Source organism: Acinetobacter genomosp. 15BJ (genome assembly GCF_000400715.1).
In the GTDB taxonomy this organism is placed as follows: domain Bacteria; phylum Pseudomonadota; class Gammaproteobacteria; order Pseudomonadales; family Moraxellaceae; genus Acinetobacter.
Genome location: NZ_KE007345.1, coordinates 484,231 through 510,055 on the forward strand (window position 1 = coordinate 484,231; position 25,825 = coordinate 510,055).

The following is a 25,825-nucleotide window of genomic DNA, read 5'->3' on the forward strand; positions in this document are numbered from 1 at the left end:
GTATCCTAGCACAATTGTATATGAGTCTGTAAAAGCTTTGTTGCAGAAAATTAGTACAAAAAAGGCATGCTGAGCATGCCTTTGATGTTATTCAAATTATTATAATTTATCTGCTAGAACATTGCTGCTGGTCGTCCTTATATACAGGTGTATGTTCAATATACTGACGATTTGCCAGCTGTTTTTGTGCTTGTTTGTCTTCACGTAAAAGGATAAATGTAACCGTTATCATCGCAAGGCTTAACGCAGTCAAATAACTATAGGCGACGGACATCTCGAATATGGTTTGCGCGCCAAAGCGCACCACTTCTAACAGTCCCCAGCACAGCATACCCGCCAACATAAAACCTAACCAACGACGATAAGGAGAAAAGAAAACAGCAATAACTGCGACAGCGATTAAGCCAAATCCAACCCACATGGTGAAATTCGCTGCTTCCATAGAAACCTCCGTCTTAAAAGGGGTGGCCTGTATTTAATTCAGACCTCTATATTGTTCTGTAATCTCTAACAGTACTTCGTATTGCATTAACGTCTTTATGCATTATGGAGCGTTTTTTTTAGAAAAAAAGAGCCTGAAATTAACCTTACGACACAAGCTGTCGCAATATGCTTTTGTCATTACATTTTTAAAACATATAAAAGTCTTGAATGTCCATATAGCATCAATTACAGCGTGTCATTACAAAAAACTATGCCTCTTTTTTGCTGCAAAAAAACTTTTTTCGGAATTTTTTTATCGTTGTTTTTCTATACATTTAGACATAATTATGACGAATAAATGACGTACAAAAAATGAATAAGGCCGCAGTAAAAGCGACCTTATTGAAACGCAATAAATATTGATCTAAGCGCGGTTTAAATCCTTATCATGCATGCCTAATAAGTACAGCACGCCATCTAAACCCACACTTGAAATTGCCTGATTGGCATTTTGACGGACCAAAGGTTTAGCACGGAATGCAACGCCTAGACCTGCAATTGAAAGCATCGGTAAGTCATTGGCACCATCACCAACGGCCATCGCCTGCTCTAGCGAAATCCCCATTTTTTCAGCCAGTTGACGCAGTAACTCTGCTTTACGAGCACCATCCACAATCGCACCTTTCACTTCACCCGTTACAAAGCCATCTTCTACATCAAGAATATTGGCATGTACTTCATCAATCCCAAGTTTTGCTTGTAAGTACTCAGCAAAGTACTGGAAACCGCCTGATAAAATTGCAGTCTTATAACCTAAGGCCTTCAAGGTAGAGATCAAACGCTCTGCCCCTTCGGTCACAGTCAAACGTTGTGCAATTTTCGGTAATACAGAAGCATCCAAACCTTTTAATAAAGCAACACGGGCACGGAAACTTTGTTGAAAATCAAGTTCACCCAGCATGGCACGCTCAGTAATTTCAGCAACTTGAGCGCCAACGCCTGCTTCTAATGCCAGTTCATCAATCACTTCTTGCTCGATCAAGGTGGAGTCCATATCAAAGCAAACTAAACGACGATTACGGCGATATGCATTGTCTTCTTGCACAGCGACATCAATATTTAACTCGCCAGATAGGCTTAAACATGCTGCACGCATCGCTTGGGCATCCAACATCTGTCCACTAAGGCCAAACTGCACACAGGCACGACGTGGAAATTGGCTTTCTGCATCCAGATCTAAACGCCCCGATAAACGAGTGACCGTTTCAATATTAAAGCCTTGACTTGACACAATTTTAGTCACGGCTTGCAGATGTGCAGCGGTAAGTTCAGGTGCAAGCGCAGTCACGATATAGCGAGTTCGACCGCCTTCACTCACCCATTGATCATATTCTGCGTTGGAGATTGGTTTAAATCGCACAGTTAAGCCAATATCATGTGCTAAAATCAAAATCTCTTTCATTGCTAATGCAGTTGCAGTCTCATTATCCGATGCAACAACGATCCCAAGGGTCAGTTGATTATGGATAACTGCCTGCCCCACATCGAGTATTTGCAAAGAATGTACGGATAGTACCTGCATTAATCGAGTAAACTGATTCGGTTGATCTGGTCCTAGAAAGGATATAAGAATGATTTCTCGCATGAATTGACTCGTGGTTGAGCGACAACTATTGTAAGAATCATAACATAACCCATGAATCTATTTGCCTTGGAAATTTAACTTGAATGCGCCTCGCCAAGGGCTATTTGCTAGCCTACTGATCGTAAGTTTTGCATTGCATACCTTTTTATTGGTGATTGCAACGACACATCAACTCAATGAAAATCGCGCTAGCCAAGGACAACTGATGACCAGTCAGTTAGTGGCAGATAGTCTTGCCGAGTTGGAACCAGCCAATACTGTTTCACTGGCATTGGTGGCGAATCGTTATGCAACCAACCCAAGTGTTGCATCCATTCGTATTTTAGATGCCAATAAACAAGTGCTTGCAACCAGTGGGATGGCTAAAACCCGCCAAGGTGAAGTATTTGTTCGGGATGCGCTACAAAATGAAAAGAAAGTCGGTACCGTTGAAATTACCTTAATCCAACCGAGTATCGGTGAGATTTTACGTACCCAATGGTTAGCGATTTTAGTCTCATTGTTCATTCATGGCCTGATTTGGTTAGCCTATCGCGCAATCGCACGCCCAACACGTAGCGAATACTTGGCACGTATCAATCAAGAGAATCATCTCAAGCATGAGATTCAACGCTTAACCCAAGCTCTTGCACTTGAAAAACAAAATGCTGTGACTTTGGTTAGTCAGGCACAACAGCAGGCCAAAGTTCAAGCCAAACCGCGTGTTGAAAAAAATCCAGCTGAATCCGTATCACTGGATGATCAAGCTTTGGCGCTCAATATTCAGTTTTATGATCCTAAGCAGTTATTGAATAGTGTAAACCAGTCTGTTTCAGTCCCGTATTTCAAACTATGCCAATTATTTTTAGATAAAAGTATTGCGCTCTGTGCCAAGCATTACCAGATCGATGCGAATCAGATTCAGGTGGTTCAAGAATTCAATGCAGATGGTGCAAGCTTAACAACGACGTCTGAAAACAGTCATGCCCTTGAATGTCTGATGATGGTTGGTGCTGTTTTCCAATTATTGGCCGATGTACTGTATAAACGTTATCGTGAAGATAAACGTTTTGCCTTACAAACCCGTGGTGCTGTTGCAAGTGCAGTCGATGCAATGCAGCTAGATGCAGTTGAAGCCGCGAAACGATTGGCACAACATCTACATGCCAAAGAAGCAGCTTTGCATTTAAATCATGATCAGCTCAAAACTATTCAAAACAGTTATGAATTAGTGGCAATGCCAAATCCAAGTAATATCATGACCCGTCATGCCTTTATGATTAATGGTATGAATGAAGAATGTGCAACGTTGGCGCAAACGCTACGTACAGAAATTTTAATGGGTAAAAAAGCCAAAGCTTCGACAGAGCTTGAATAAATAACACTTAGGCTACGCTAATAGAGTCATTCTAAACACAAGGCTTTGTCTAGATACAAAGCCTTGTGTTTTTTTGTTTAGCCCATAGATATAAACCTTACACTCACATCACCCTGTCTTTTAAAGTGGCAAAGCTGGGCAGGATAATGTGTTGCAAGATAATTTGTTTGGCCTGACTTTTTATTGATAAAGAAGCACAGGCGAAATTTTTTAAAATGCGGTAAACTATGCCAGATTTATCGAATACTAGTGCCTAAAAAGGCAAGATAAAAGGTGAAAGCGAATGCCGCTGAGTCATGTTGAAGAGCTTGTTGCAGATATTCGTGCAGGCAAAATGGTCATCCTGATGGATGATGAAGATCGTGAAAATGAAGGTGACTTAGTCATCGCCGCAACGCATGTTCGCCCTGAAGATATTAACTTCATGATTACCCATGCACGTGGTTTGGTTTGCTTAACACTCAGTCGCGACCGTTGTAAACAACTCAACCTTCCATTGATGGTTGATCAAAACGGCGCGCAACATGCAACCAATTTCACCCTTTCAATTGAAGCTGCAGAAGGCATCAGCACAGGTATTTCAGCTGCGGAACGTGCCCATACGATTCGTACCGCGGTTGCGGCACATGCCAAACCAAGTGATATCGTTCAACCGGGTCATATTTTCCCGTTAATGGCACAACCAGGTGGTGTTTTGCACCGTGCAGGTCATACCGAAGCAGGTTGTGACCTCACTCGCTTAGCAGGTCTAGAACCAGCCTCTGTGATCTGTGAAATTATCAATGATGACGGTACAATGGCACGTCGTCCTGATTTAGAAGTATTTGCAGAAAAACACGGCTTAAAAATTGGCACCATCGCGGATCTGATCCATTACCGCATGACCAATGAACAAACCGTTGAACGTTTGTCTCAAGAAACCATTGAGACTGAATACGGAACGTTTGAGCTGTATAAGTATCGTGAAATCGGCAATCCTGATATTCATGTTGCCTTAGTTAAAGGTGAACCAAAACAAGGCGTCACCACAGTACGTGTTCATGGTTTCAGCCCGATTCGTGATTTATTAAAACTGAATAAAGCCGACGGCTCTCCTGCTTGGAATTTAGACCTTGCCATGCAAACGATTGCTGCAAGTGATCGCGGTGTACTGGTATGGATTGGTCAGGGTCAATTAGAAGACCTTGGTCCTGCATTGCAGAATTTAAATCAGCCAAAACCACTCAAATCCAATGCAGCACTTTCTCATCAATATCAAACTATTGGTGTGGGTGCACAGATTTTACGTGATTTAGGCGTTGAGAAAATGAAGTTGTTGAGTTCTCCACTTCGTTTCAATGCCTTATCCGGATTCAATTTAGAGGTAGTGGAATACATCACTGCCGATCAAATCACAGCAAAATAATCGAGGTTGCTATGGCAATTCGCCGAATTGAAGGTTTATTACATCTCGCAAGCGAAGGTCGTTATGCGATCTTAGTGGGTCGTTTCAACAGCTTCGTTGTTGAACATTTACTTGAAGGCGCAATCGACACTTTAAAACGCCATGGCGTTGCAGAAGAAGCGATTACTGTTATTCATGCACCAGGTGCATGGGAACTGCCGATTGTTGCGAAAAAATTAGCAGCTTCAAATAAATTTGATGCCATCATTGCATTAGGTGCAGTGATTCGTGGCAGCACACCTCACTTTGACTTTGTTGCAGGTGAATGTGCAAAAGGTTTAGGTGTGGTTGCACTTGAAAGCACAATGCCTGTGATCAATGGTGTCTTAACGACCGACAGCATTGAACAAGCAATTGAACGTTCTGGTACGAAAGCAGGAAATAAAGGTAGCGAAGCTGCATTGACTGCAATCGAAATGGTTAACTTATTAAAGGCAATTTAAAGCATGTCGCAAACACTTCAGGCCGCTTATGCAGCGAAACGCAAAGCACGTCGTTTTGCTGTACAAGGGATTTATGAATGGCAAATGAGTCATAACCCAGTTCATGAAATTGAAGCACGCACGCGTGTTGAAAATGCCATGCACAAAGTTGACCTTAACTATTACCATGAATTGCTCACTCAAGTGGTTGCTCAACATGAAGCTTTAGATGAGTTACTCATCCCTGTACTTGACCGTGAGTTAAATGCCCTGGATGGCGTAGAACTTGCAACCTTACGACTAGGTGCTTATGAACTCCGAGATCATCTCGAAGTTCCATACCGTGTTGTACTTGACGAAGCGATTGAGCTAGCTAAACATTTTGGTGGTGCAGACAGTCATAAATACATCAATGGTGTATTAGACCGTCTTTCATCAAAGCTGCGTGAAGCTGAAAAACAGCAAGCAAAATAATAGGCTTGTGTTAGATGGCTGAGTTTTCAATTATTGAGCATTACTTTAAACGCACATCCAATACAGATGTCAGTTTAGGCATCGGTGATGACTCAGCCATTATTACCCCACCATCTTCACAACAACTGGTGATCTGTGCAGATACACTGGTTGCTGGTCGTCATTTCCCCTTAGACACCGCTGCCCATGCCATCGGCTGGAAAAGCGTCGCAGTCAATTTATCTGACTTGGCAGCAATGGGGGCAAAACCTCATAGTATTTTACTCGCACTGAGTCTCCCGACTGTTGATCATGACTGGTTGGCTGGATTTAGTCAGGGCTTGTTTGATTGCTGTGATCAGTTTGGTGTCAGCCTGATTGGTGGTGATACCACCCAAAGCACTCAACTCACGATTAGCGTGACTGCGCTAGGCTGGATCGAACATGGTCAGGCCATTACCCGTGCAGGTGCACAAGTCGGTGACTATATCTGTGTCAGTGGCCAAATCGGCGATGCCGCGTTTGGATTACAACATCTGGGCCATGCTTTACAACAACGCTTAGATTATCCAACCCCACGTTGTCATTTGGGTCAACAACTCAAAGGGTTGGCATCGAGTATGATTGATATCTCAGATGGATTGGCTCAAGACCTAGGCCATATTTTAAAAGCATCCAATGTCGGTGCAAAATTACAGCTTGAGCAACTTCCGTTAGATCCCTCACTCAAACAACTGGATCTGCAACAAGCTTGGCATTATGCGCTTGCAGGTGGTGATGATTACGAATTATGCTTTACAATATCACCGCAAAAGTTTAAACAACTGTCGCAACAACAATTAGATGTTCCGCTTACAATAATCGGCGAAATTACCCAACAAACTGGATTGTTATTTAAGTATATGGGCAAAGCACACCCATTACATGTTCATGGATACCAACACTTTGCATAAGCCTGCCATTCACTTTAACCAAATGACTTGGTTTGACCGTTTCATCGTGTTCTGCGGTGTCGGTTTTGGTTCTGGTTTAGCACCCAAAGCCCCTGGAACCTTTGGTTCTGCCTTTGCACTGTTATTTACGCCCCTATGGCTCTATCTAGGTCTATCGGCCAGTATCGTCGTGGTTGTTTTAATGTCCTTGATTGGCATTTATATCTGTGGACATACAGCTAAAGTCATCAATGTGCATGATGATGGTCGCATTGTCTGGGATGAGTTTGCAGGACAATCCATTACCCTACTGCCTTTGCTCTATTTACAACAAATGAATTGGCTGTGGGTCATTGTAGGCTTCATCTTATTCCGTATATTTGATGTCTGGAAACCATTCCCGATTAGCTGGGCTGACCAAAAAGTGTCTGGTGGCTTAGGGATTATGCTGGATGACATCATTGCTGGCCTTTGGGCGGCACTCTGTATTCTTATTTTTCATTTTTATCTTTTGACTTAAGCCACTATTAGAGTTAGTTATGTCAACAACTGTTATTATTCTTGCAGCAGGGAAAGGAACGCGAATGCGTTCACAATTACCAAAAGTATTACAACCACTTGCAGGTCGCCCTCTGCTCGGTCATGTCATTCAAACCGCAAAAAAACTCAATGCCCAAAACATTATTACCATTTATGGGCATGGCGGTGAGCAGGTTAAACAAAGCTTTGCCGCAGAACAGATCGAATGGGTTGAGCAAGCAGAACAATTAGGCACAGGTCATGCAGTACAAATGACTTTACCTGTTTTACCGCAAGATGGTGTTTCACTGATTTTATCAGGCGATGTACCCTGTATTCAGGCAGATACGCTACAAAAATTATTGGATGCATCAACTCAAACAGGCATTGGCTTAGTGACGCTCACTGTAGATGATGCAACAGGTTATGGCCGTATTGTCCGTCAAGATGGCAAAATTCAGTCCATTGTTGAACATAAAGATGCCAATGAGGCACAACGCCAAATTAAAGAATTTAATACCGGCATTTATTGTGTGAGCAACGCAAAACTTCATGAGTGGTTGCCTCAACTTTCCAATGAAAATGCGCAAGGAGAATATTACCTCACCGATATTGTCGCGATGGCAATTGCAGATGGCTTAGAGGTTGCCTCAGTTGAACCAGAGCTTGCATTTGAAGTTGAAGGTGTCAATAACCGCTTACAACTTGCGACCTTGGAACGTCAGTTCCAACAGCAACAAGCCAAAGAATTGATGCTACAAGGTGTTCACTTAATTGACCCAAATCGTTTTGATTTACGTGGTACCTTAAGCTGTGGACAAGACGTACAAATTGATGTCAATGTCATCATCGAAGGTGACTGCGAGCTGGGTGATAACGTCCAACTCGGTGCAGGCTGTATTCTAAAGAATACCCGTATTGCTGCTGGTACCAAAGTTCAGGCCTATAGCATTTTTGAGAATGCGATTGTTGGTGAAAATACCCAAATTGGGCCTTTCGCGCGTTTACGCCCAGGCGCCAATCTTGCCAATGATGTGCATATCGGTAACTTTGTAGAAGTGAAGAACTCGAATATGGGTCTAGGCTCAAAAGCGAATCACTTTACCTACTTAGGTGATGCAGATATTGGTGCGGGCTGTAATATTGGTGCAGGTACCATTACCTGTAATTATGATGGTGCCAACAAACACCGTACCATTATTGAAGACAATGTATTTATTGGAACCAATAACTCTTTGGTTGCACCAATCAAAATTGGTCGAGGTGCTACAACAGGTGCAGGATCAACCCTCACCCGAGATGTGGCTGAGCATAGTTTGGCTGTCGAACGAGCAAAACAGTTTGAAAAAGCAAATTATCAACGTCCCCAAAAGCTGAAAAAATAAGAGGATAAAATTATGTGTGGTATTGTTGGTGGCGTTGCGGAACGTTGTGTAACCGATATTCTGATTGAAGGACTAAAACGTCTGGAATATCGTGGTTACGACTCTGCTGGTTTAGCATTACTCAATAATCAGAAAATTTTACGTGAACGTCGTGTTGGTAAAGTTGCCAACTTGGCCGAAGCCGTATCAGAACAACATTTAACTGGTAATGTGGGTATTGCGCATACACGTTGGGCAACTCATGGTAAACCAACAGAAAATAATGCCCACCCGCACGTTTCGGGTGATGTTGCAGTGGTTCATAATGGAATCATTGAAAACTACCAAGACCTTAAAGATGAATTGCAAGCTTTAGGCTATGTATTTACCTCGCAAACCGATACTGAAGTTGTTGCACATCTTATTAACGATGCGTTAAAACAAACAGATAGCCTGTTGGAAGCAGTACAAAAGATTACGCCACGCCTTAAAGGTGCTTATGCGCTTGGGATTGTGCATACAGCACATCCAGACGAACTGATTACAGTTCGTGAAGGTTCACCATTGGTGATTGGTGTCGGTATTGGCGAGAACTTTATTAGCTCAGACCAATTGGCGTTATTGCCTGTGACCAATCGCTTCGTTTATTTAGAAGAAGGTGATATTGCACGCTTAACCCGTACCAGCATTGAAGTTTTTGCAAATGGTGAGCCTGTAGAACGCCCAATGAAAGAGCTAGATGCAACGGTCAGCAATGCATCTAAGGGTGAATATAAGCACTTTATGCTCAAAGAAATTTATGAGCAACCAGAAGCGATTCAGCAAACCATTTCCCAAGCATTGAATGGCAATTCTTTACGTGAAGATTTTCTCAGTCATGCCAATGCTGATTTTGATAAAATCCAGCAAATCCAAATCATTGCCTGCGGGACCAGTTACCATGCTGGGATGATTGCTAAATATTGGTTCGAGCAATTGATTGGTGTCCCTTGCCAAGTTGAAATTGCGAGTGAATTCCGTTATCGCACACCAGTGATTGTGGCAAATACACTATATATCTGTATTTCTCAATCAGGTGAAACAGCCGATACCTTAGCGGCACTCCGCGAAACCCAAAAACGTGCTAAAGCCAACAACATTGACATCAGCACCATGACGATTTGTAACGTTGCGACCTCATCAATGGTTCGTGAAACTGATCATCATTTACTGACTCTTGCTGGTCCTGAAATTGGGGTAGCGTCAACCAAAGCCTTTACCACGCAACTTGCAGCATTGATGTTATTGATCTTAAAAATTGGTCAGGTTAAACAACGCTTGTCTGATGCTCAACTGACTGAAATTACTGAAGCATTGTGGCATTGCCCGAAAGTGATTTTAGATACCTTACAAGGTAATACTGAAATTCTGCGCTTATCGGCGTTATTTGTTGAAAAAAATCACTGCTTATTCTTAGGTCGCGGTACACACTTCCCGATCGCACTTGAAGGTGCATTGAAACTGAAAGAAATTTCATATATTCATGCGGAAGGTTATGCAGCAGGTGAATTGAAGCATGGTCCATTGGCATTGGTGGATAATGAAATGCCTGTCGTCATCTTAGCACCACAGGATGAAATGCTCGATAAACTCAAATCGAACATGGAAGAAGTACAAGCCCGTGGTGGTGAATTATTCGTTTTTGCAGATGAAAACAGTGGTATTCACGGTAAAGACCGACAACACGTGGTTCATGTGCCAGCGGTAAATGAATGGTTAGCACCGATCGTTTACAGCGTGCCTGTACAACTGCTGTCTTATCATGTTGCCGTCTTACGTGGTACCGATGTCGATCAACCACGTAACCTCGCGAAGAGTGTTACGGTCGAGTAATTCGATACTGCTATCAGCGTCGTTTGTTACGACGCTGATATATAAAAAAGCGCCATAAAGAAATTCTTTATGGCGCTTTTTTTTGGATTTGTTATGATCTCAGTCATTTAATGGATTAGATCACGTCTAGCATCTGATGATCGATATAGCTTGAGTGATGCAATAATCAAACCCATAGCAGAAATGCACATGCATCAAGCCACATAACGTGTGTTTTTATGATTCAATAAAATGATTGAATTCAAAATGATCACGCCGAAAATTGAGACCAAAATTAGCTTCCAGTCCACAAATAGCAACGAGGTTAATAAGATCACCACATCAATGCCCATTTGCACTTTTCCTGCTGGAATTTTAAAGCGTTCCTGCAAATACAACGCCAGTAGGTTGATACCACCTAAGCTCGAACGATGTCTAAATAGAATCAAAAAACTCACACCCATCAAGACATTGGCAAAAATCGTAGCGTAGATTGGGTTAACATCGGAGAGATGAAAAAATTGTGGAATAATTTCAGTAAATCCCGCCAATAATGCAACGGCAATAAAGGTTTTCACCACCAGCGCGATGCCCATCTTTTTATAGGCAAAATAATAAAATGGAATATTAATCAGGAAAAATAACACGCCGAACTTCAGATCGGTAATGTAATGAATCAGCAAAGATAAGCCTGCTGTCCCTCCCGTCATAATGCCTGCCTGCTGCAATAAAGTCATTGCAAAAGACAGAATGAATGTTCCGATCAACATCGCCAATGCATCTTCAATTTTAGAGTGCTGCTCAATCACAGGCATGACTGGACTTACCAGAGATACATTTTGCTCGGTATTCATAACGGTACAACTCAAATAGGAGAACAGCTAAAGGGAGAGAGATCTTTCAAAGAAAGACATGGCATATTTGATCATTTTTATTAAAATTTCGCAATTTATTCTTATATTTTTGCCATAAATGCAATTTATATTCAAAATAATCCATTTCGAATAATCTATGTGCTTCGATCAGCCTTGTTATGAATTCGTCTCAGATCAAGTGACGATGAAATCCATTTTTTTATTTAATCGCAATCCCGTTTTCTTTTAATTTTTCCAACACAATTGAAGTGTTCAGATTACTGACACCAAAGTTCTTTGAAGACAAAATTCCAATGAGTTTGACCATCTCATCAAGGTTCTTAACTGCGACTTTAAGGGCAAAGTCATAACTGCCTGTTAATTTATGGATATCCTTCACGGCAGGCTCATGCATGAGGAACTCTACAAAACGATCATGCGTTGCATCACTATAGTTCTGCAATTTCACTTCAATAATGCCCATGATCGGCGCAGGATCTGCACTCAATGCGATTTGGGCATAATAACCCGTGATAATTTTCTTCTGCTCAAGCTGAACCCGACGACGTGAACATTGCGAGGTCGACAAACCGACTAATTCAGCCAATTCCTGATTGGCCAAGCGTCCATTCATTTGCAAATGATGGATAATTTTTTGATCAAAATCATCAAGTTCGACGGTCATAAAACGCTCAGCTAAGGTTTAAGGCATAATTTAACGGATGCTGATGCACCAGCCTGAGAAGTGTAACGCCTTTAGATCAAACAGCTCAAGCTTATGCCAAAATTGCAGCAGACTGAATCCGCTGAATGCCATGTTCTAACATACTTTGCCATGCACTGTGCAATGAATCATTCAGATCAATCGCTTTACAAGCATCCTCAATCACATAGGTTTTAAAACCCATCTGTGCAGCATCCAAGGCTGTCCATGCCACACAAAAATCAGTAGCAATGCCCACAATATAGACTGTATTAATTTGGTGTTCTTGAAGATAACCCTTTAATCCCGTCGGTGTTTTACGATCCGCTTCCATGAAGGCGGAATAACTATCAATATTAACGTGAAAGCCTTTACGAATAATCAATTGTGCCGTTGGAATATTTAAATCAGGGTGAAATTCGGCATCCTGTGTCCCCTGTACGCAATGCTTTGGCCATAACACCTGTGTGCCATAAGGTAACTCTATCGTTTCAAAAGGCACTTTATGCGCATGATTGTCAGCAAAAGAAATATGTTGATCAGGATGCCAGTCTTGCGTCAGCACCACCGTTTCAAACTGATGCGCCAATTGATTAATCACAGGGATAATCTGATCGGCACCTGTGACTGCCAAGTTTCCACCTGGGGTAAATCCATTTTGCACATCGACAACAATTAATGCGCTGTGTTTTGAATCGTTTTGCATCTCATTATTCAACCTAGATTGCTCCTTGTACAATACGCTGCCTCTCCGTTTCTGACTAGCCAACCAGCCCTAAACTTTTTCATAAGATGAAAATCATTCAAGTAAAAGATGAATTAAAGTTTTCGGCTGTTTGACTAAAGCATATTGTTCTTATGCCGCCGATCAGTCATAATTTGCATAATTGTCATTCAATCGAATTCATTATTGAACGACGAATCAAAATACTGCAACCATCCAATATTTCGTTTCAACTAATTCAATCTCGGATGGGAAAATAGGATAGTTTTTTAAAATGACTCAGCTAGCACAGAATATTCAAGGCTCAATTGTCGCACTCGTCACCCCTATGTTTGAAGATGGTCGCGTAGATTGGAAGAGTCTTGAGAAGCTCGTTGAGTGGCACATCCAACAAGGTACACATAGTATTGTTGCTGTTGGCACAACGGGCGAAGCGTCTACATTAAGCATGGAAGAACACACACAAGTCATCAAAGAAGTGATTCGTGTAGCCAATAAACGCATTCCAATTATCGCGGGTACAGGTGCAAACTCAACACGCGAAGCCATCGAATTAACCAAAGCAGCCAAAGAACTCGGTGCAGATGCGGCATTGCTCGTGACGCCATATTATAATAAACCCACACAAGAAGGCTTATATCAACACTATAAAGCAATTGCTGAAGCAGTTGATATTCCACAAATTCTTTATAATGTTCCAGGTCGTACTGGCGTTGATATGCAAAATGAAACTGTCATTCGTTTAGCTGATGTTAAAAACATTGTTGGGATTAAAGATGCAACAGGTGATGTACCTCGTGGTCAAGCCCTCATCGAAGGCCTAAATGATAAAATCGCAGTTTACTCAGGCGATGATGAAACCGCTTGGGAACTGATTTTACTTGGCGCGAAAGGCAATATCTCGGTTACCGCCAATGTTGCACCAAAACAAATGAGCGAAGTTTGTGAAGCAGCTTTAGCTGGCGATCAAGCCAAAGCACAAAGTTTGAATCAACAAATTGCAAATCTACACAATATTTTGTTTTGCGAATCAAACCCAATTCCTGTGAAATGGGCGTTGCATGAGATGGGATACATTAGTACAGGTCTACGCCTGCCGTTAACCGCTCTCGCAGAACAATATCGTGAACCGCTCCGCACAGATTTAAAAACTGCGGGCATTATTTAATACGAGCAATTTATGATGCAATTACGTCTTGGTGTTGTCCTAGTCATTTCAGCTTTAAGTTTGGCTGGTTGTGGTCGTTTTGCCCTCAATAATCATTCTTTAGATTATAAAAAAGCGCAAGCGCTTGAACCACTCAAGTTCCCTGAGAATGCAACGGTAAGACCATTCACGCCATTGTATCCAGCACCGACGGTTGATCCACTTGCGATTCAACATGCGCCAACATTTGAGAGCAAGACTGGCAACCGTTATGCATTGCCTCGTCCAGAGTCAATGAAAACTGCAAGCAATAGCACTGAAGCGGCTGCAACGACATTAGGCCGTCCACAATTGGTGATGGATGGGAATAAAAACCCATTACTGAAAGTGGAAGGTCCAACAGCAACTGCTTGGCAATATGCCTTTGCAACCGTGAGCAGCCTCAACTACAAAGTCATCTCTCAAGCAGATCATGGCTACGAAGCAACGATTAGGGTCGGTGAACAAAACTACCTGTTAAAGCTTTCTGCGGTTGGCTCAAGCAATACCATTGCCCTCTTCAAACTCGACACGACTTTTGCAGAACCAGCAGTTGCAACTGAAGTGTTAGCCCAGATTTACCAAAATTGGCCAGCCTAGTCGTTTACTAGGCATTTTTTTCAAAAGGTTCCTCCATGTTAAAACAAACCTTGCTCTATACTGGTAAAGCTAAATCTGTATACGAGACAGATAACGCTGATCACCTGATTTTGGTCTTTCGTGATGATGCTTCGGCATTCAATGGCGAAAAAATCGAGCAACTCGATCGTAAGGGCAAGGTCAACAACCGTTTTAACGCCTTTATCATGGACAAATTAGCTGCTGCGGGTATCGAAACGCATTTTGAAAAATTGCTTTCTCCAACTGAAGTATTGGTTAAAAAACTTCAGATGATCCCAGTTGAATGTGTGATTCGTAACTATGCGGCTGGTTCTCTTTGCCGTCGTTTAGGCGTTGAAGAAGGCAAAGAATTGACGCCTCCAACATTTGAATTATTCTTCAAAGATGATGCGCTTGGCGATCCTATGGTGAATGAATCTCAAGCAATTGCTTTAGGTTGGGCGACTGCAGAACAGCTTGAAAAAATGAAAGAATTGACTTACCAAGTGAATGATGTGCTTAAAGCATTATTTGACGCAGGTAATATGATTCTGGTTGATTTCAAACTTGAATTCGGCGTATTCCACGACCGCATCGTATTGGGTGATGAATTCTCTCCGGACGGTTGCCGTTTATGGGACAAAGATACCAAGAAAAAACTGGATAAAGACCGTTTCCGCCAAGGTTTAGGTGGTGTGGTTGAAGCTTATGAAGAAGTTGCTTCTCGTTTAGGTATTAACTTAGATGACATCTAAGTCTGACTAAACTTTTGTTTCTAAAAAACCAGCTCAATCGGGCTGGTTTTTTATTGCCAACCCAAAAATGAGTAACTTCATTTTAAATATCAATACCATATAAATCATCAACTTAAAATCTATAGATATAGCTTTGCGAGTTTTGTTCTAACCTTATGTTTTTATATTGTTTTTGAATTTTTTTTGATGCTCCTACCATGTTCACAAATGTTTACAGAACTTGAGTTAGAAGATCAAAATGAATGCTCCCCTTGTAAAAACTTTTCCTTTAAGTCTAAGTAGTAGCCTGATTCTGCTTGCCCTGTATAGCAATGTTCATGCAGCTGAAAACAATCCCATAGAGCCCGAACAAGTCAAAACACTCGCAACCATTGTGGTCACTGGAACCCGTACCAACAATCGCTCACAAACGGAATCCTTACAGCCGATTGATGTGATTAGTGCCAAAGAGCTGACCGAACGCACGGGCTCCAATGAACTCGGCACAGCGCTATCTCGAATTATTCCTTCAATTAATTTTCCACGTCCAACCGTGGTGGATGGAACTGAACTGGTTCGTCCTGCTCAACTGAAAGGACTAGCACCTGATCAGGTACTGGTTTTGGTCAATGGCAAACGTCGCCACACCGGTGCCTTTATTAACCTTGGCGGAACCATTGGTCGTGGTTCTGCCCCAACCGATTTAAATGCGATTCCAATCTCAGCGATTAGCCGTATCGAAGTACTCCGTGAAGGCGCATCGGCTCGCTATGGCTCCGATGCGATTGCTGGGGTGATTAATATTATTTTGAAATCCAACCCTACACATGGCGAAGCAGGGATTAAATACGGGATTTATAACAAAGGAGATGGTGAGCAAAAACAATCGTTTGTTTCAGGTGGCACCAAACTGAATAATTATGGTTATGCGATCTTTTCAGGGGAATGGCAGGATAGCCAAGCCACCAATCGTGCTGGCCCTGACCTGCGTGATCCCAAATCCAATACCTATGGACAGCGTACTTTCCGTTTTGGGGATCCAGATTCCGATGAGGTAAAAGCAGCCTTGAATTTAGGTTATGACCTCAGTGATCAAGCTGAGCTGTATTCTTTTGCGACCTATAGCCACCGTAATGCAGAAACTGCTGGATTCTATCGTTTAAGTAATGCCTCCAATAATATTCCTGCCCTGTTTCCCAATGGCTATCTACCGATCATTCAGGGCCAACTCGATGATTTTGCTGCGGTTGCAGGCATCAAAGGTGATTGGTCTGCATGGCATTATGATGCTTCGGTGAATTATGGTTTAAATCGCTATGATGTTGATACCAAAACAATTAATGTCGATCTCTATAAAGACACCACCGTCACGCCTTTCGGATTCCAAAATGGCACACTGAAAAATGCACAAACGGTGGTGAATTTTGATCTTTCTCGAGAGGTTAATCTTGCAGCACTCGCCAGCCCACTGAATATTGCTTTTGGTACGCAATATTTGAATCAGAAGTATCAAATCCAAGCAGGAGATCCCGCTTCCTATTATAAAAGTGGCTCTTCTGGATTAGCAGGCTTTCGCTCTGCCGATGCTGGTGAATGGTCACGCGATAGTTATGCAGCTTATCTGGACTTAGAGGCCAATTTAACTGACAAACTGTCTGCATCTACGGCCTATCGCCATGAATATTACAATGATTTTGGTCACACCGATAATGCGTCATTGTCTTTGCGTTATGCGATTCACCCAGCGATTGCCGTACGTGGTAGCGCCTCTACGGGTTTCCGTGCCCCAAGTCTTGCTCAACAATATTTTACCCAAACCTCTTCACAGCTGATCAATGGTCAATTTGCTGAAGCAGGAACCTTCCCAACCACGTCATACGTTGCTCAACTGCTTGGTGCGGAACAACTCAGACCAGAGAAATCAAAAAACTATAGCGTGGGTTTGGTCTTGACGCCTACAGATCAGTTATATGTGACTTTGGATGCTTATCAAGTCGACATTGATAATCGGATTAGTCTGTCGTCCAATATCAATGCCAGCAGTGCGACCGTTCGCCAATACCTGAATTCAAAAGGGATCACCGACACCAACTTCAACACGATTCGGTATTTCAACAATGCCAGCGATACCCGCACGCGCGGTGTTGACTTAGTTGCGACCTATAAATGGACTGCATTGCCTTATGGCGAACTAAATACCTCACTGGCCTACAACTACAATAAAAATAAAGTGACCCACGTGGATGGAAATCCAGCCATCTTAGATGCGCTGGGCATTAACCTCATGCGTTTGGATCGTCGAGAGCAATACGGTTTATTGGCTGGCAGTACCCCTGAACATAAATTCAGTTTAGCGAATGACTATAAGCTTGGAAACTTCACTGTGAATACCAACGTCACACGTTATGGCAGTTTTAAAACCTTTAGTAATTCTGGCGAAGCCAAAGACCAAAAATTCTCAGCCAAATGGTTACTCGATTTAGCGTTGTCTTACCAATATCAAAACTGGAACTTCACTGTCGGTGGCGACAATATTACCGATGTATATCCTGATAAAGATGTCTACGATATCAACCAACCCACAGGTGGCAGCTTGCCTTATAGTCAGTTCTCGCCTTTTGGCTTTAATGGTGCGTTCTATTACGGCAAGATCAATTATCGTTGGTAGTAATCAAAAACCGAGCCTTCTGGCTCGGTTTTCACTTTAATTCTGCGTGTTCTGATAAATCAGTTTGCCTTCTTTATAGGTTGCCAGCACTTTAATGTTTTTTATCTCACGACTGGGTACCGTCAGCGGGTTCTGATTCAAAATGACCAAATCAGCCAATTTACCTTGGCTTAAAGTACCCTTGGTCTGGTCCTCAAAGTACTGATAAGCAGCCCAGTCTGTCATCGACTTTAATGCCAGATAAGGGCTAACTCTTTCATCAGGGCCCAAAATATAATCCGTACGTGTCACTCGATTTACGGTCGCATCGAGCATCATCATACTGCTCGGTGGTACTACAGGTGCATCATGATGTTCGGTAAAGATCAGATGCTTTTTTAAAGCGGTTGCAGTTGGCGAAATATGGGCAGCTCGGGTTTCGCCTAGTGTTTGCTGACGATGCCAATCGCCCCAATAAAAGGTATGTAGCGAGAAGAACGATGGAATAATATCTAAGGCCTTAAGCTGATCCAGTTGATCATCACGGATGGTTTGCGAATGAATCAATACACTACGACGATCTGCCAGCCCTTGTTTTGCTGTGGCATCTTTCACTGCCCCAATAAATTGATCAATGGCTGCGTCACCATTGGCATGCGCCAATACTTGCCAGCCTTGTTTAAAGGCCAAATTGATATAGTCCTTGACCTGTTGATCATTACTGATCGCTGGATAGCCCTTGTAAGTCTTATCTTTGCCTTCCGGTGGTACCAAATATGGTTGTGTCAGCCAAGCAGTTTTCCCCTGAGGTGAGCCATCCAAGCTAATTTTGACCCCACCAATCCGAAAATGATGATCATACTGATGGCTACTGCCTTGCTTGAGCATATAGTCTTGACTGGTGGTGATATCAGGATACGAAACAACATCGATCGGCAGTCGATTCTGCTTGGCTAAGGCATGCCACATTTCAGTGGTCCCCTGATCGGCCCGCCCTTCTTGTACCGTGGTAAAACCATTTTTTACATAGGCATCAATGCCTTTTTCTGCAATTTGGAACATCACCGCAGGGGGTACATCTTTAAAAATTGAGCCAATTGCAGTAAATAAAGCAGATTCTTCTAACACACCATTTGGGACATTTGAGTTGGCTTCACGGCGAATCACGCCACCCGCTGGATTCGGGGTATTTTGATTGATCTTCAGTAATTCAAGTGCTTTATGATTAACCGATGCTAAATGCCCAGATTGATGTAAAATCATCACGGGTTGGTCTAGAGACACCCGATCTAAATCTGTTGCCGTCGGATGACGCTGCTCATTCAGTTGTGCATCATCATAGCCATTACCCAAAATCCAACCTCCCATGGTTTTAATCACGGATGGATTTTGAACTTTCCAACTATTCAGCACATTCACCAAAGAATTGATATCTGAGACCTGACCATCAGGCATTGGGTAGAGATTGGCGACCATTTGATGGAAACCGACCATATTCACATGGCTATGCGCATCAATAAAACTGGGCAATAAGGTTTTATTTTTTAGATCAATAGCTTGAACTCTTTTATCCGCTAAGCGTTCAGCCTGCTGCTTTGAGCCCACAAAACGAATTTTTCCATCCTTGACCAACAGGGCTTCTGCATATTCAGGGGTATTGCCCGACATGGTGAGAATCGAGCCGCCATAAAACAGCTGTTCTGTCGATGCTACAGGCATTGCTGTAGTTGCACAGCCCGCAACAGCCAGTGAAATAGAAGTGAATAAGATGCACTGTTTGAGATAAGTACGGTTCATGAATTAAAATCCATATTTTTATTATGTCTTTTTTGATTAAAGCTGATTCCGCTTGTAATAGAAAGCATTCACTGATTATTTTTGTAATGTTTGGTCAATTTTTGACTGTGCAGCAGCGTTACCTAAGTGCCACACAGCTCAGTGGTTAAAACATTTTGGCCAGTTTATTGGAGACTTTAATCGCAAGATCATCGACATAACGGCTATAAGGTTGTGCCAAAATAATGCTCAGCAACACGATCAGTAAACTTGCGAGTAATCCCGCATTGAGATAGGACAAGCTGCCTTGTACATATAAAAGATTAAACAATGGAATGCCCAAAGCATAAAGTACAGCAAGATGAATTAAATAAATTGAAAATGAGATTTTGCCTAAAAATACCAAAACAGACCGATCAAAAAACTGTGCTAGCCATTTGCCTTTGAGTACTGCATAAACAATACAAAAGCCACCAATAAAATTGAGGTAGTCATATGTTTGTTCACCGAGGAACTGGCTAAAAAGCTGATAGCTTGAGCTACTGTTATGTGCACCACAAAAATACAATCCCAACAAAAATAGCAGTACTGAAACTGCTGTACTCAGTTCTGCGGCATAGAGAAACAGCCCCATCCCTAAAACAAAGCTGAGAAGACCCAACAACACGGTTTGCGAGATCATATACGCTGTCACAATACTGATGATGAGAAATAGACCGCATAGAATCGGCAGCTTGCCATAGAAATAACAGGCCAGATAAATCACCAGTGACCCAAGCAACTCAATTTGCATGGTCCACAGCACCCAGTTATAGCTGGAATCACCAAATAAGAATGCACCGATACTGCCTTCATATAAGGCGGTGCCCAGTTGCGGATGTGGGTTGGCAAGTGCTGCTCCCCACTCGGAAACATGCGACACATCCACAGGCACAAAACACACCAGATACGCGATGATACAAGAGACAAAGGCTGGAATCGCCAAGCGTGGGTAACGTTTGACCAAGGAATTTTTCAATTGCGTTGCGGTATTGTGCTTTTTAAAACTGGATAATGTCAGTACAAAGCCACTTAAAACAAAGAACACAAAAACTGCACCTGTACCTGAATAAAAGAAGGCCAAGGGCGAGTGATGTAACTGCGCAAAAAAGTCATATCGTGGTACAGCACTGACATCAAAATTATGCAGTTGCGGAAAAAAGGTCAGTGATAAATGTGACAACACAACGGCGAGACATGCCAAGCCTCGGATACTTTCCGCAGCATTAATTTTGTTTGTGGTCATGGTGGAGCTTGATCATCCTTGATAAGCGGGATGATGCGACCTTTTATCTATAGTGTCTAGAGGTCACTTACAAAAATACAGTGACTGTTCAGCGCATCAGCAACAACAAGCTAAACCAGACAATGTTTTAGTGTTTTTTCTGCGTTGCTAGCCAGCATAGAATCGAGCCTAAACACACCATAAATGCGCCATACCAGAAAGAAAGGCCTAATGGCGTACTGAGTAGAATTGCCGAGAAAAAGGCAGATAAAACTGGAATAAAATAGGATGCCCCTGCCAATAACGTCACATTGCCATGCAAAATCCCAACATTCCAAGCGGCATAACCAAAGCCCATCGCTGCTGCCGCAAAAAACAATGAAATTGAAGAGGACCAATCAAAATCAAAGCGACCACCACCCATCAATGCATATTTAATCCAAAGCACCACCGAGACGAGGATAAAAAATAAGGTGATGCCATTGGTTCCCTGCGCAATTCTTGCTGTGAGCGTGCAGTACGCTGCCCACAGCAATGTTCCGATAAAGGCAAGCCCATAACTGAATGGATTATTCTGGATGTTATGTAACATCCCTGACAAATCTAAGCCCTGCTCTCCACCGAGTACCCAACAGATCCCCAATATTGAAATGATAAAGCCAGGAATAATCAAAAAATTGGCTTTTTGCTGATTAAAAACAATGGCAGCGACCATGGTAAAGGTCGGCCATAAATAATTGACCATCCCCACCTCAATCGCCTGTCGATTATTACTGCTATAGCCAATCGAAAGCGATAAACAAATTTCATAGGCAACAAATAGAATACTGCCCCAGATTAAATAGGTTTTGGGAAAGCTTTTGAGGCTGGTCCAACCGACCGAGAAAAACAGAAAAATTGAGGCCAGTGTATAAATTAGTGCTGCACCACCCACTGCGCCAAAATGACTACTGACATCCTTAATCAAGGCAACAATCAAACTCCAGAGCAAGATCGCGACCAATCCAATTAGTGTTGCTTTTTTTGCGTTCATTTTTATACAAATAGAATATTGAGGCCAAAGCAGAATCTATCGATGCGATTCAGAATCTTGCTTTGGACAATTTTAAAATGATCGGTGAATTCACCGAGTTTTGATTACTGCTGCTGTTGTTCCTGTTGCCAACGACGCTGCTGCAAACGTTCGCCTTCGACTTCACGTTTATTTAAGGCTCGCTCATACAGTTTGGTACCGCGTAATTCTGGAGGCAAATAGTCTTGTAACACGAAGTGTTCAGGATAGTTGTGCGGATACAGATAATCCACGCCATAACCTTGCTGCTTCATCAACTTGGTTGGCGCATTGCGTAAGTGCAAAGGCACAGGCAGGTTTGCGGTTTTTTCTGCCAGCTCCAAGGCTTTGTTAATCGCGAGATAGGTACTATTACTTTTCGGGCTGGTAGCCAGATACACAGCACATTGCCCTAGAATAATACGCGCTTCAGGCATTCCTACCGCTTGGACTGAACGGAAACACTCTCCCGCCAGCAACAAGGCATTTGGATTGGAATTGCCTATATCTTCCGATGCGGCAATCAGCATACGACGTGCAATAAAAACTGGATCTTCACCACCTTTCAGCATGCGTGCCATCCAGTACAGGGTCGCATCTGGATCACTGCCGCGAATCGATTTGATAAATGCCGAAACCAGATCGTAATGCTGCTCACCCGATTTGTCGTAACGCGCAATATTTTGCTGCGCGACTTTAACGACGATGGCATTGGTTACGATATTCTCAATGTCAGGCTCAAAGGTACTGGCAATCAAATCAATCAGATTGAGTGCCTTACGTGCATCACCTGCCGCAAACTGAATCAGCGCATCATATTCTTCAATCTGGATAAAACGTTCTTTTAAAAACTTATCCGTTTGAATGGCTTTATTCAGTAGAGTTTGAATCGCCTCAGCACTCAGATTATTCAGGGTATACACCTGACAGCGAGACAGCAAGGCACTATTCACTTCAAAGGAAGGATTCTCTGTAGTCGCCCCGATCAAGGTGATTTTGCCTTTCTCAACTGCATTGAGTAAGGCGTCTTGCTGCGATTTATTGAAGCGATGAATCTCGTCAATAAACACCACAGGGGTCAACAAGTCCCCACTTTCCGCAATCACCTCACGGAGTTCTTTCACGCCTGTATTGAGTGCAGAAAGGCTGATAAAAGGACGATCCACAGCCTGCGCCAATAACAATGCAATCGTGGTTTTCCCTACCCCTGGAGGCCCCCAGAAGATGATCGAAGGCAAATGCCCTTGATCAATCATCTGACGTAAAGGGGCATTTTCACCCAGCAAATGATCTTGTCCAATAATTTCGGACAAGTCACGAGGGCGTAAACGTTCAGGTAAAGGAATATGCGTATCTGACATCATCACTGGCTTTATGATCTTTTACCCTAGTCTATTGTGTCTGGCTCAAATCTACAATTTGAATCTGCACTCACGCGACATTCTATTGCGCGCTGTTGCTCTGAACCAACTGTTGTATCACCCGATAGCTGGCTTTGATCCGCTCTTCATTGGGAAAATTGGTATTGGCTAACATGACAATTCCAATTTTTTGCTGCGGAATAAAGGCGGCATAAGCACCAAAACCATTACTTGAGCCTGTTTTATTAAAATAGGTCGCGGGTGTGGCAAGCTTCGGTTGTTTAATCGCTGTGATTGCATGACTTTCTAAAGCCATTTTGCTCGAGTTACCCTGTAAAAGTGTTTCAAGTGATACTGGATAAGCATACTGTTCCCAGCCCAAACCTTGGGTCATTGCACCCACTTTAAAATAGCCCACATGAGTATTTTCAATCGCTTGGCGAAGTGGTTGTTTGAACTGCTGCGGATTGATTTGCGCATCGAGGAATTTCAGCATATCCGCACTGCTACTTTTCAGACCATAAGCTTCTGCATCAAACATACCTGGTGAAACACGCATGGCTTGATCCGCTTTGTATCCCCATGCATATTGCGGCATGTGCTGCTCAGGTACTCGAATAAAACTTTGTGTCATTCCCAATTGCGGCAGCAAGGTTTTTTCAATCAGTTCGCTATACGGTTTTTTCATTGCCAAGGCCGTGACATAGCCCATCAAACCAATACTTGGATTGGAATATTGGCGCGCAGCACCGACTTTGGTTTTTGCCTGCCAAGTCTGAAAATATTTCACCATCTCCTGTTGCTGCACTACCTCATCAGGGAATTGCAACGGAAAGCCACCTGCGCTATAAGTTCCGAGATTTAATAATGTGGCACGATTGACCGCAGTATTTTTCAGTTCAGGAAAATATTTGGCAGGATGATCCGACAAAGATAGTTGTCCTTGTGCCTGTGCATAACCGGCTAAAGTCGCATTAAAGGTCTTACTGACAGAGCCAAGTTCAAATAAAGTATTGCTGCTTACCGTTTGTTGGTTTTGCTTAGAGGCAAGCCCATAATTCACAAAGTAATGTTGACCATTCAAGGTCACAGCAACGGCCATACCTGGAATTTTATATTGTGCTAATAAAGGCTTAAATTGCTGGTCAACAATCGTTTGAACTTGTTGCTCGGTCAAATTTCCAGCCCAAAGCGCCGAACCGCAGGACAATAGTCCTGTAAATAAAAATAGTTTTTTTAAAGTCATAGAAAAGGCTTTCGGCTGATTCATTGTGTGCATCACTTGAAGTTAAAATTTAATTAGCATGAAGTTTAAGTAGTTTGGCTTTCAGTCCATCTTCGATCACCCAGATCGAACCATCTTGCGCTTGATGTAGGCCGCGAATTCGTTGTTTCATCTCAAGTCGTTGAACTTCTTGGACAGGCTTAGCAGCTAAATCAACCACTACAATTGCTTTAGAAGACAACCCTCCAATCAATGCTTTGTGTTGCCACAAAGGAAACTGCTGACCTGAATAAATGATCAAGCTAGACGGTGAGATCACAGGTGTCCAATCGATCTCAGGGGCTTTAAATTCTGGACGGGTATGATGATCAGGAATAGGCAAACCTGAATAATGGTCACCATTCGAAACCGTTGGATAGCCATAGTTTTCCCCTCTCACAATACGGTTTAATTCATCGCCACCTTTGGGTCCCATTTCAACTACCCACAGTTGCCCCTGTTCATCGAAGGCCATTCCCAGTGGATTACGATGGCCCAATGACCAAATCTCCGCAGTTACACCACTTTGCTGATAAAACGGATTGTCTGCTACAGCCGTTCCATCTGCATTTAAACGCAGAATCTTACCGAGATTACTTTTTAAATCCTGTGCCGGATCAAACTTCTGACGTTCACCCGAACTGACCCACAGTTTGCCATCTGGGCCAAACTGCATGCGATGACCATAATGACCTTGCCCTGACACTTTTGGCACTTGTTGCCAGATGGTTTTTAAATCCGTGAGCTTGGGTTGCTTAGGATCAGATAAATCCAGTTTCGCATGTGCAATCTCCGCACCATACCCCCCCTGACCTTTGCGGGCATAACTCAAATATATTTCGTGATTCTGCTGAAAATCAGGATGCAAAATCACATCACCTAAACCACCTTGCCCACCATAGCTAACAGTTGGAACACCAGCAACATTGATACTGCTCTTGGTTTGGGGATCAAATAATTTTAATTGCCCTTTGCGCTCAGTAATCAACAACCGTTGGTCTGGCAAACTTGCAATCGCCCATGGCTCATCAAATTCAGCGACGGTCTCAATCCGATACTTTTGTGCAATGCGCTGGCTTGACGCCTGTTGTGCTGTCGTCTGTTCTGGCGTTTTGGAGTTGCTTTCATTGGCACCACATGCAGCCAGCAATAAAATGCCGCTATATAGCCAAGGTGTCATCCACAGTTTATTCATTGCTTATCTCCCTGTTTATCCTTCATCTTAGGGGACATCGCTAATAAAAATACTGT

Annotated in this window: 23 protein-coding genes; 12 read left to right on the forward strand and 11 right to left on the reverse strand. The window is 42.8% G+C overall.

Translation table 11 applies throughout. From position 1 onward, the window contains the following. Positions 1 to 106 precede the first annotated feature (106 nt). Entirely contained in the window at positions 107 to 442 is a 336-nt protein-coding gene (gene aciT, locus F896_RS16995; RefSeq protein WP_004803470.1) for a ciprofloxacin tolerance protein AciT, read from the reverse strand. Between the two features lie 405 nt (positions 443 to 847). Further along, the gene (gene serB, locus F896_RS16990; RefSeq protein WP_016162482.1) at positions 848 to 2,068 is read right to left on the reverse strand and encodes a phosphoserine phosphatase SerB; all 1,221 of its coding nucleotides are present in this window, start codon (positions 2,066 to 2,068) and stop codon (positions 848 to 850) included. Positions 2,069 to 2,129: 61 nt separating this feature from the next. Between serB and F896_RS16985 the strand changes: the two genes are divergently transcribed. From F896_RS16985 to glmS, 8 genes are all read left to right on the forward strand, one after another. After that, complete coding sequence (locus F896_RS16985; protein WP_171069632.1) at positions 2,130 to 3,425, forward strand: hypothetical protein; 1,296 nt, start codon at positions 2,130 to 2,132, stop codon at positions 3,423 to 3,425. 283 nt (positions 3,426 to 3,708) lie between these two features. Continuing rightward, complete coding sequence (gene ribBA, locus F896_RS16980) at positions 3,709 to 4,830, forward strand: bifunctional 3,4-dihydroxy-2-butanone-4-phosphate synthase/GTP cyclohydrolase II (RefSeq protein WP_004803465.1); 1,122 nt, start codon at positions 3,709 to 3,711, stop codon at positions 4,828 to 4,830. Positions 4,831 to 4,841: 11 nt separating this feature from the next. Beyond that, on the forward strand, positions 4,842 to 5,312 hold the full coding sequence (ribE, locus tag F896_RS16975; RefSeq protein WP_004803462.1) for a 6,7-dimethyl-8-ribityllumazine synthase: 471 nt from the start codon (positions 4,842 to 4,844) through the stop codon (positions 5,310 to 5,312). 3 nt (positions 5,313 to 5,315) lie between these two features. Continuing rightward, positions 5,316 to 5,765: a transcription antitermination factor NusB gene (gene nusB, locus F896_RS16970; RefSeq protein WP_004657014.1), complete on the forward strand. Its 450-nt coding sequence runs from the start codon at positions 5,316 to 5,318 to the stop codon at positions 5,763 to 5,765. Positions 5,766 to 5,779: 14 nt separating this feature from the next. Continuing rightward, positions 5,780 to 6,697, forward strand: coding sequence for a thiamine-phosphate kinase (thiL, locus tag F896_RS16965; protein WP_016162484.1), 918 nt, complete (start codon positions 5,780 to 5,782; stop codon positions 6,695 to 6,697). Next, positions 6,675 to 7,196, forward strand: a complete 522-nt coding sequence (locus F896_RS16960; protein WP_016162485.1) for a phosphatidylglycerophosphatase A family protein — start codon at positions 6,675 to 6,677, stop codon at positions 7,194 to 7,196. Before thiL ends, F896_RS16960 begins: the two co-directional genes overlap by 23 nt. Positions 7,197 to 7,215: 19 nt before the next feature. Next, positions 7,216 to 8,580: a bifunctional UDP-N-acetylglucosamine diphosphorylase/glucosamine-1-phosphate N-acetyltransferase GlmU gene (glmU, locus tag F896_RS16955; protein ID WP_016162486.1), complete on the forward strand. Its 1,365-nt coding sequence runs from the start codon at positions 7,216 to 7,218 to the stop codon at positions 8,578 to 8,580. 12 nt (positions 8,581 to 8,592) lie between these two features. Continuing rightward, positions 8,593 to 10,431: a glutamine--fructose-6-phosphate transaminase (isomerizing) gene (gene glmS, locus F896_RS16950; RefSeq protein ID WP_016162487.1), complete on the forward strand. Its 1,839-nt coding sequence runs from the start codon at positions 8,593 to 8,595 to the stop codon at positions 10,429 to 10,431. Positions 10,432 to 10,625: 194 nt separating this feature from the next. On the opposite strand, the gene F896_RS16945 is transcribed toward glmS, so the two are convergent. The 3 genes from F896_RS16945 to pncA all read right to left on the reverse strand — a co-directional run bounded on the left by F896_RS16945 (position 10,626) and on the right by pncA (position 12,673). After that, positions 10,626 to 11,264: a YitT family protein gene (locus tag F896_RS16945; protein WP_016162488.1), complete on the reverse strand. Its 639-nt coding sequence runs from the start codon at positions 11,262 to 11,264 to the stop codon at positions 10,626 to 10,628. A 220-nt stretch (positions 11,265 to 11,484) separates the two neighbouring features. Further along, positions 11,485 to 11,949, reverse strand: coding sequence for an Lrp/AsnC family transcriptional regulator (locus F896_RS16940; protein WP_004803451.1), 465 nt, complete (start codon positions 11,947 to 11,949; stop codon positions 11,485 to 11,487). A gap of 91 nt (positions 11,950 to 12,040) precedes the next feature. Further along, positions 12,041 to 12,673: a bifunctional nicotinamidase/pyrazinamidase gene (pncA, locus tag F896_RS16935; RefSeq protein ID WP_032881998.1), complete on the reverse strand. Its 633-nt coding sequence runs from the start codon at positions 12,671 to 12,673 to the stop codon at positions 12,041 to 12,043. Positions 12,674 to 12,965: 292 nt separating this feature from the next. On the opposite strand from pncA, the gene dapA reads away from it, so the two are divergent. From dapA to F896_RS16915, 4 genes are all read left to right on the forward strand, one after another. Next, the gene (dapA, locus tag F896_RS16930) at positions 12,966 to 13,859 is read left to right on the forward strand and encodes a 4-hydroxy-tetrahydrodipicolinate synthase (protein WP_005317184.1); all 894 of its coding nucleotides are present in this window, start codon (positions 12,966 to 12,968) and stop codon (positions 13,857 to 13,859) included. A gap of 15 nt (positions 13,860 to 13,874) precedes the next feature. After that, on the forward strand, positions 13,875 to 14,477 hold the full coding sequence (locus F896_RS16925) for a hypothetical protein (RefSeq protein WP_032882000.1): 603 nt from the start codon (positions 13,875 to 13,877) through the stop codon (positions 14,475 to 14,477). A 35-nt stretch (positions 14,478 to 14,512) separates the two neighbouring features. Then, positions 14,513 to 15,232 carry a phosphoribosylaminoimidazolesuccinocarboxamide synthase gene (gene purC, locus F896_RS16920; RefSeq protein WP_005201682.1) on the forward strand — a complete coding sequence of 240 codons (720 nt, stop codon included), beginning with the start codon at positions 14,513 to 14,515 and terminating at the stop codon, positions 15,230 to 15,232. A 238-nt stretch (positions 15,233 to 15,470) separates the two neighbouring features. Continuing rightward, the gene (locus F896_RS16915) at positions 15,471 to 17,879 is read left to right on the forward strand and encodes a TonB-dependent receptor plug domain-containing protein (protein WP_016162491.1); all 2,409 of its coding nucleotides are present in this window, start codon (positions 15,471 to 15,473) and stop codon (positions 17,877 to 17,879) included. Between the two features lie 36 nt (positions 17,880 to 17,915). Here the strand turns inward: F896_RS16915 and F896_RS16910 are convergent, their stop codons facing one another. The 6 genes from F896_RS16910 to F896_RS16885 form a co-directional block, all read right to left on the reverse strand. After that, positions 17,916 to 19,655 (reverse strand): amidohydrolase, encoded by a 1,740-nt coding sequence (locus tag F896_RS16910; RefSeq protein WP_016162492.1) that lies wholly within the window; start codon positions 19,653 to 19,655, stop codon positions 17,916 to 17,918. Positions 19,656 to 19,800: 145 nt separating this feature from the next. Continuing rightward, a complete protein-coding gene (locus F896_RS16905) occupies positions 19,801 to 20,919 on the reverse strand; it encodes an acyltransferase family protein (protein WP_016162493.1) in 1,119 nt (372 codons plus the stop codon). Positions 20,920 to 21,046: 127 nt separating this feature from the next. After that, a complete protein-coding gene (yddG, locus tag F896_RS16900; protein ID WP_016162494.1) occupies positions 21,047 to 21,931 on the reverse strand; it encodes an aromatic amino acid DMT transporter YddG in 885 nt (294 codons plus the stop codon). Between the two features lie 104 nt (positions 21,932 to 22,035). Next, on the reverse strand, positions 22,036 to 23,310 hold the full coding sequence (locus F896_RS16895) for a replication-associated recombination protein A (protein WP_032857357.1): 1,275 nt from the start codon (positions 23,308 to 23,310) through the stop codon (positions 22,036 to 22,038). Positions 23,311 to 23,392: 82 nt separating this feature from the next. Next, positions 23,393 to 24,580, reverse strand: coding sequence for a class C beta-lactamase (gene ampC, locus F896_RS16890; RefSeq protein WP_016162495.1), 1,188 nt, complete (start codon positions 24,578 to 24,580; stop codon positions 23,393 to 23,395). A gap of 25 nt (positions 24,581 to 24,605) precedes the next feature. After that, positions 24,606 to 25,769 carry a PQQ-dependent sugar dehydrogenase gene (locus tag F896_RS16885; RefSeq protein ID WP_016162496.1) on the reverse strand — a complete coding sequence of 388 codons (1,164 nt, stop codon included), beginning with the start codon at positions 25,767 to 25,769 and terminating at the stop codon, positions 24,606 to 24,608. Positions 25,770 to 25,825: the final 56 nt, after the last annotated feature.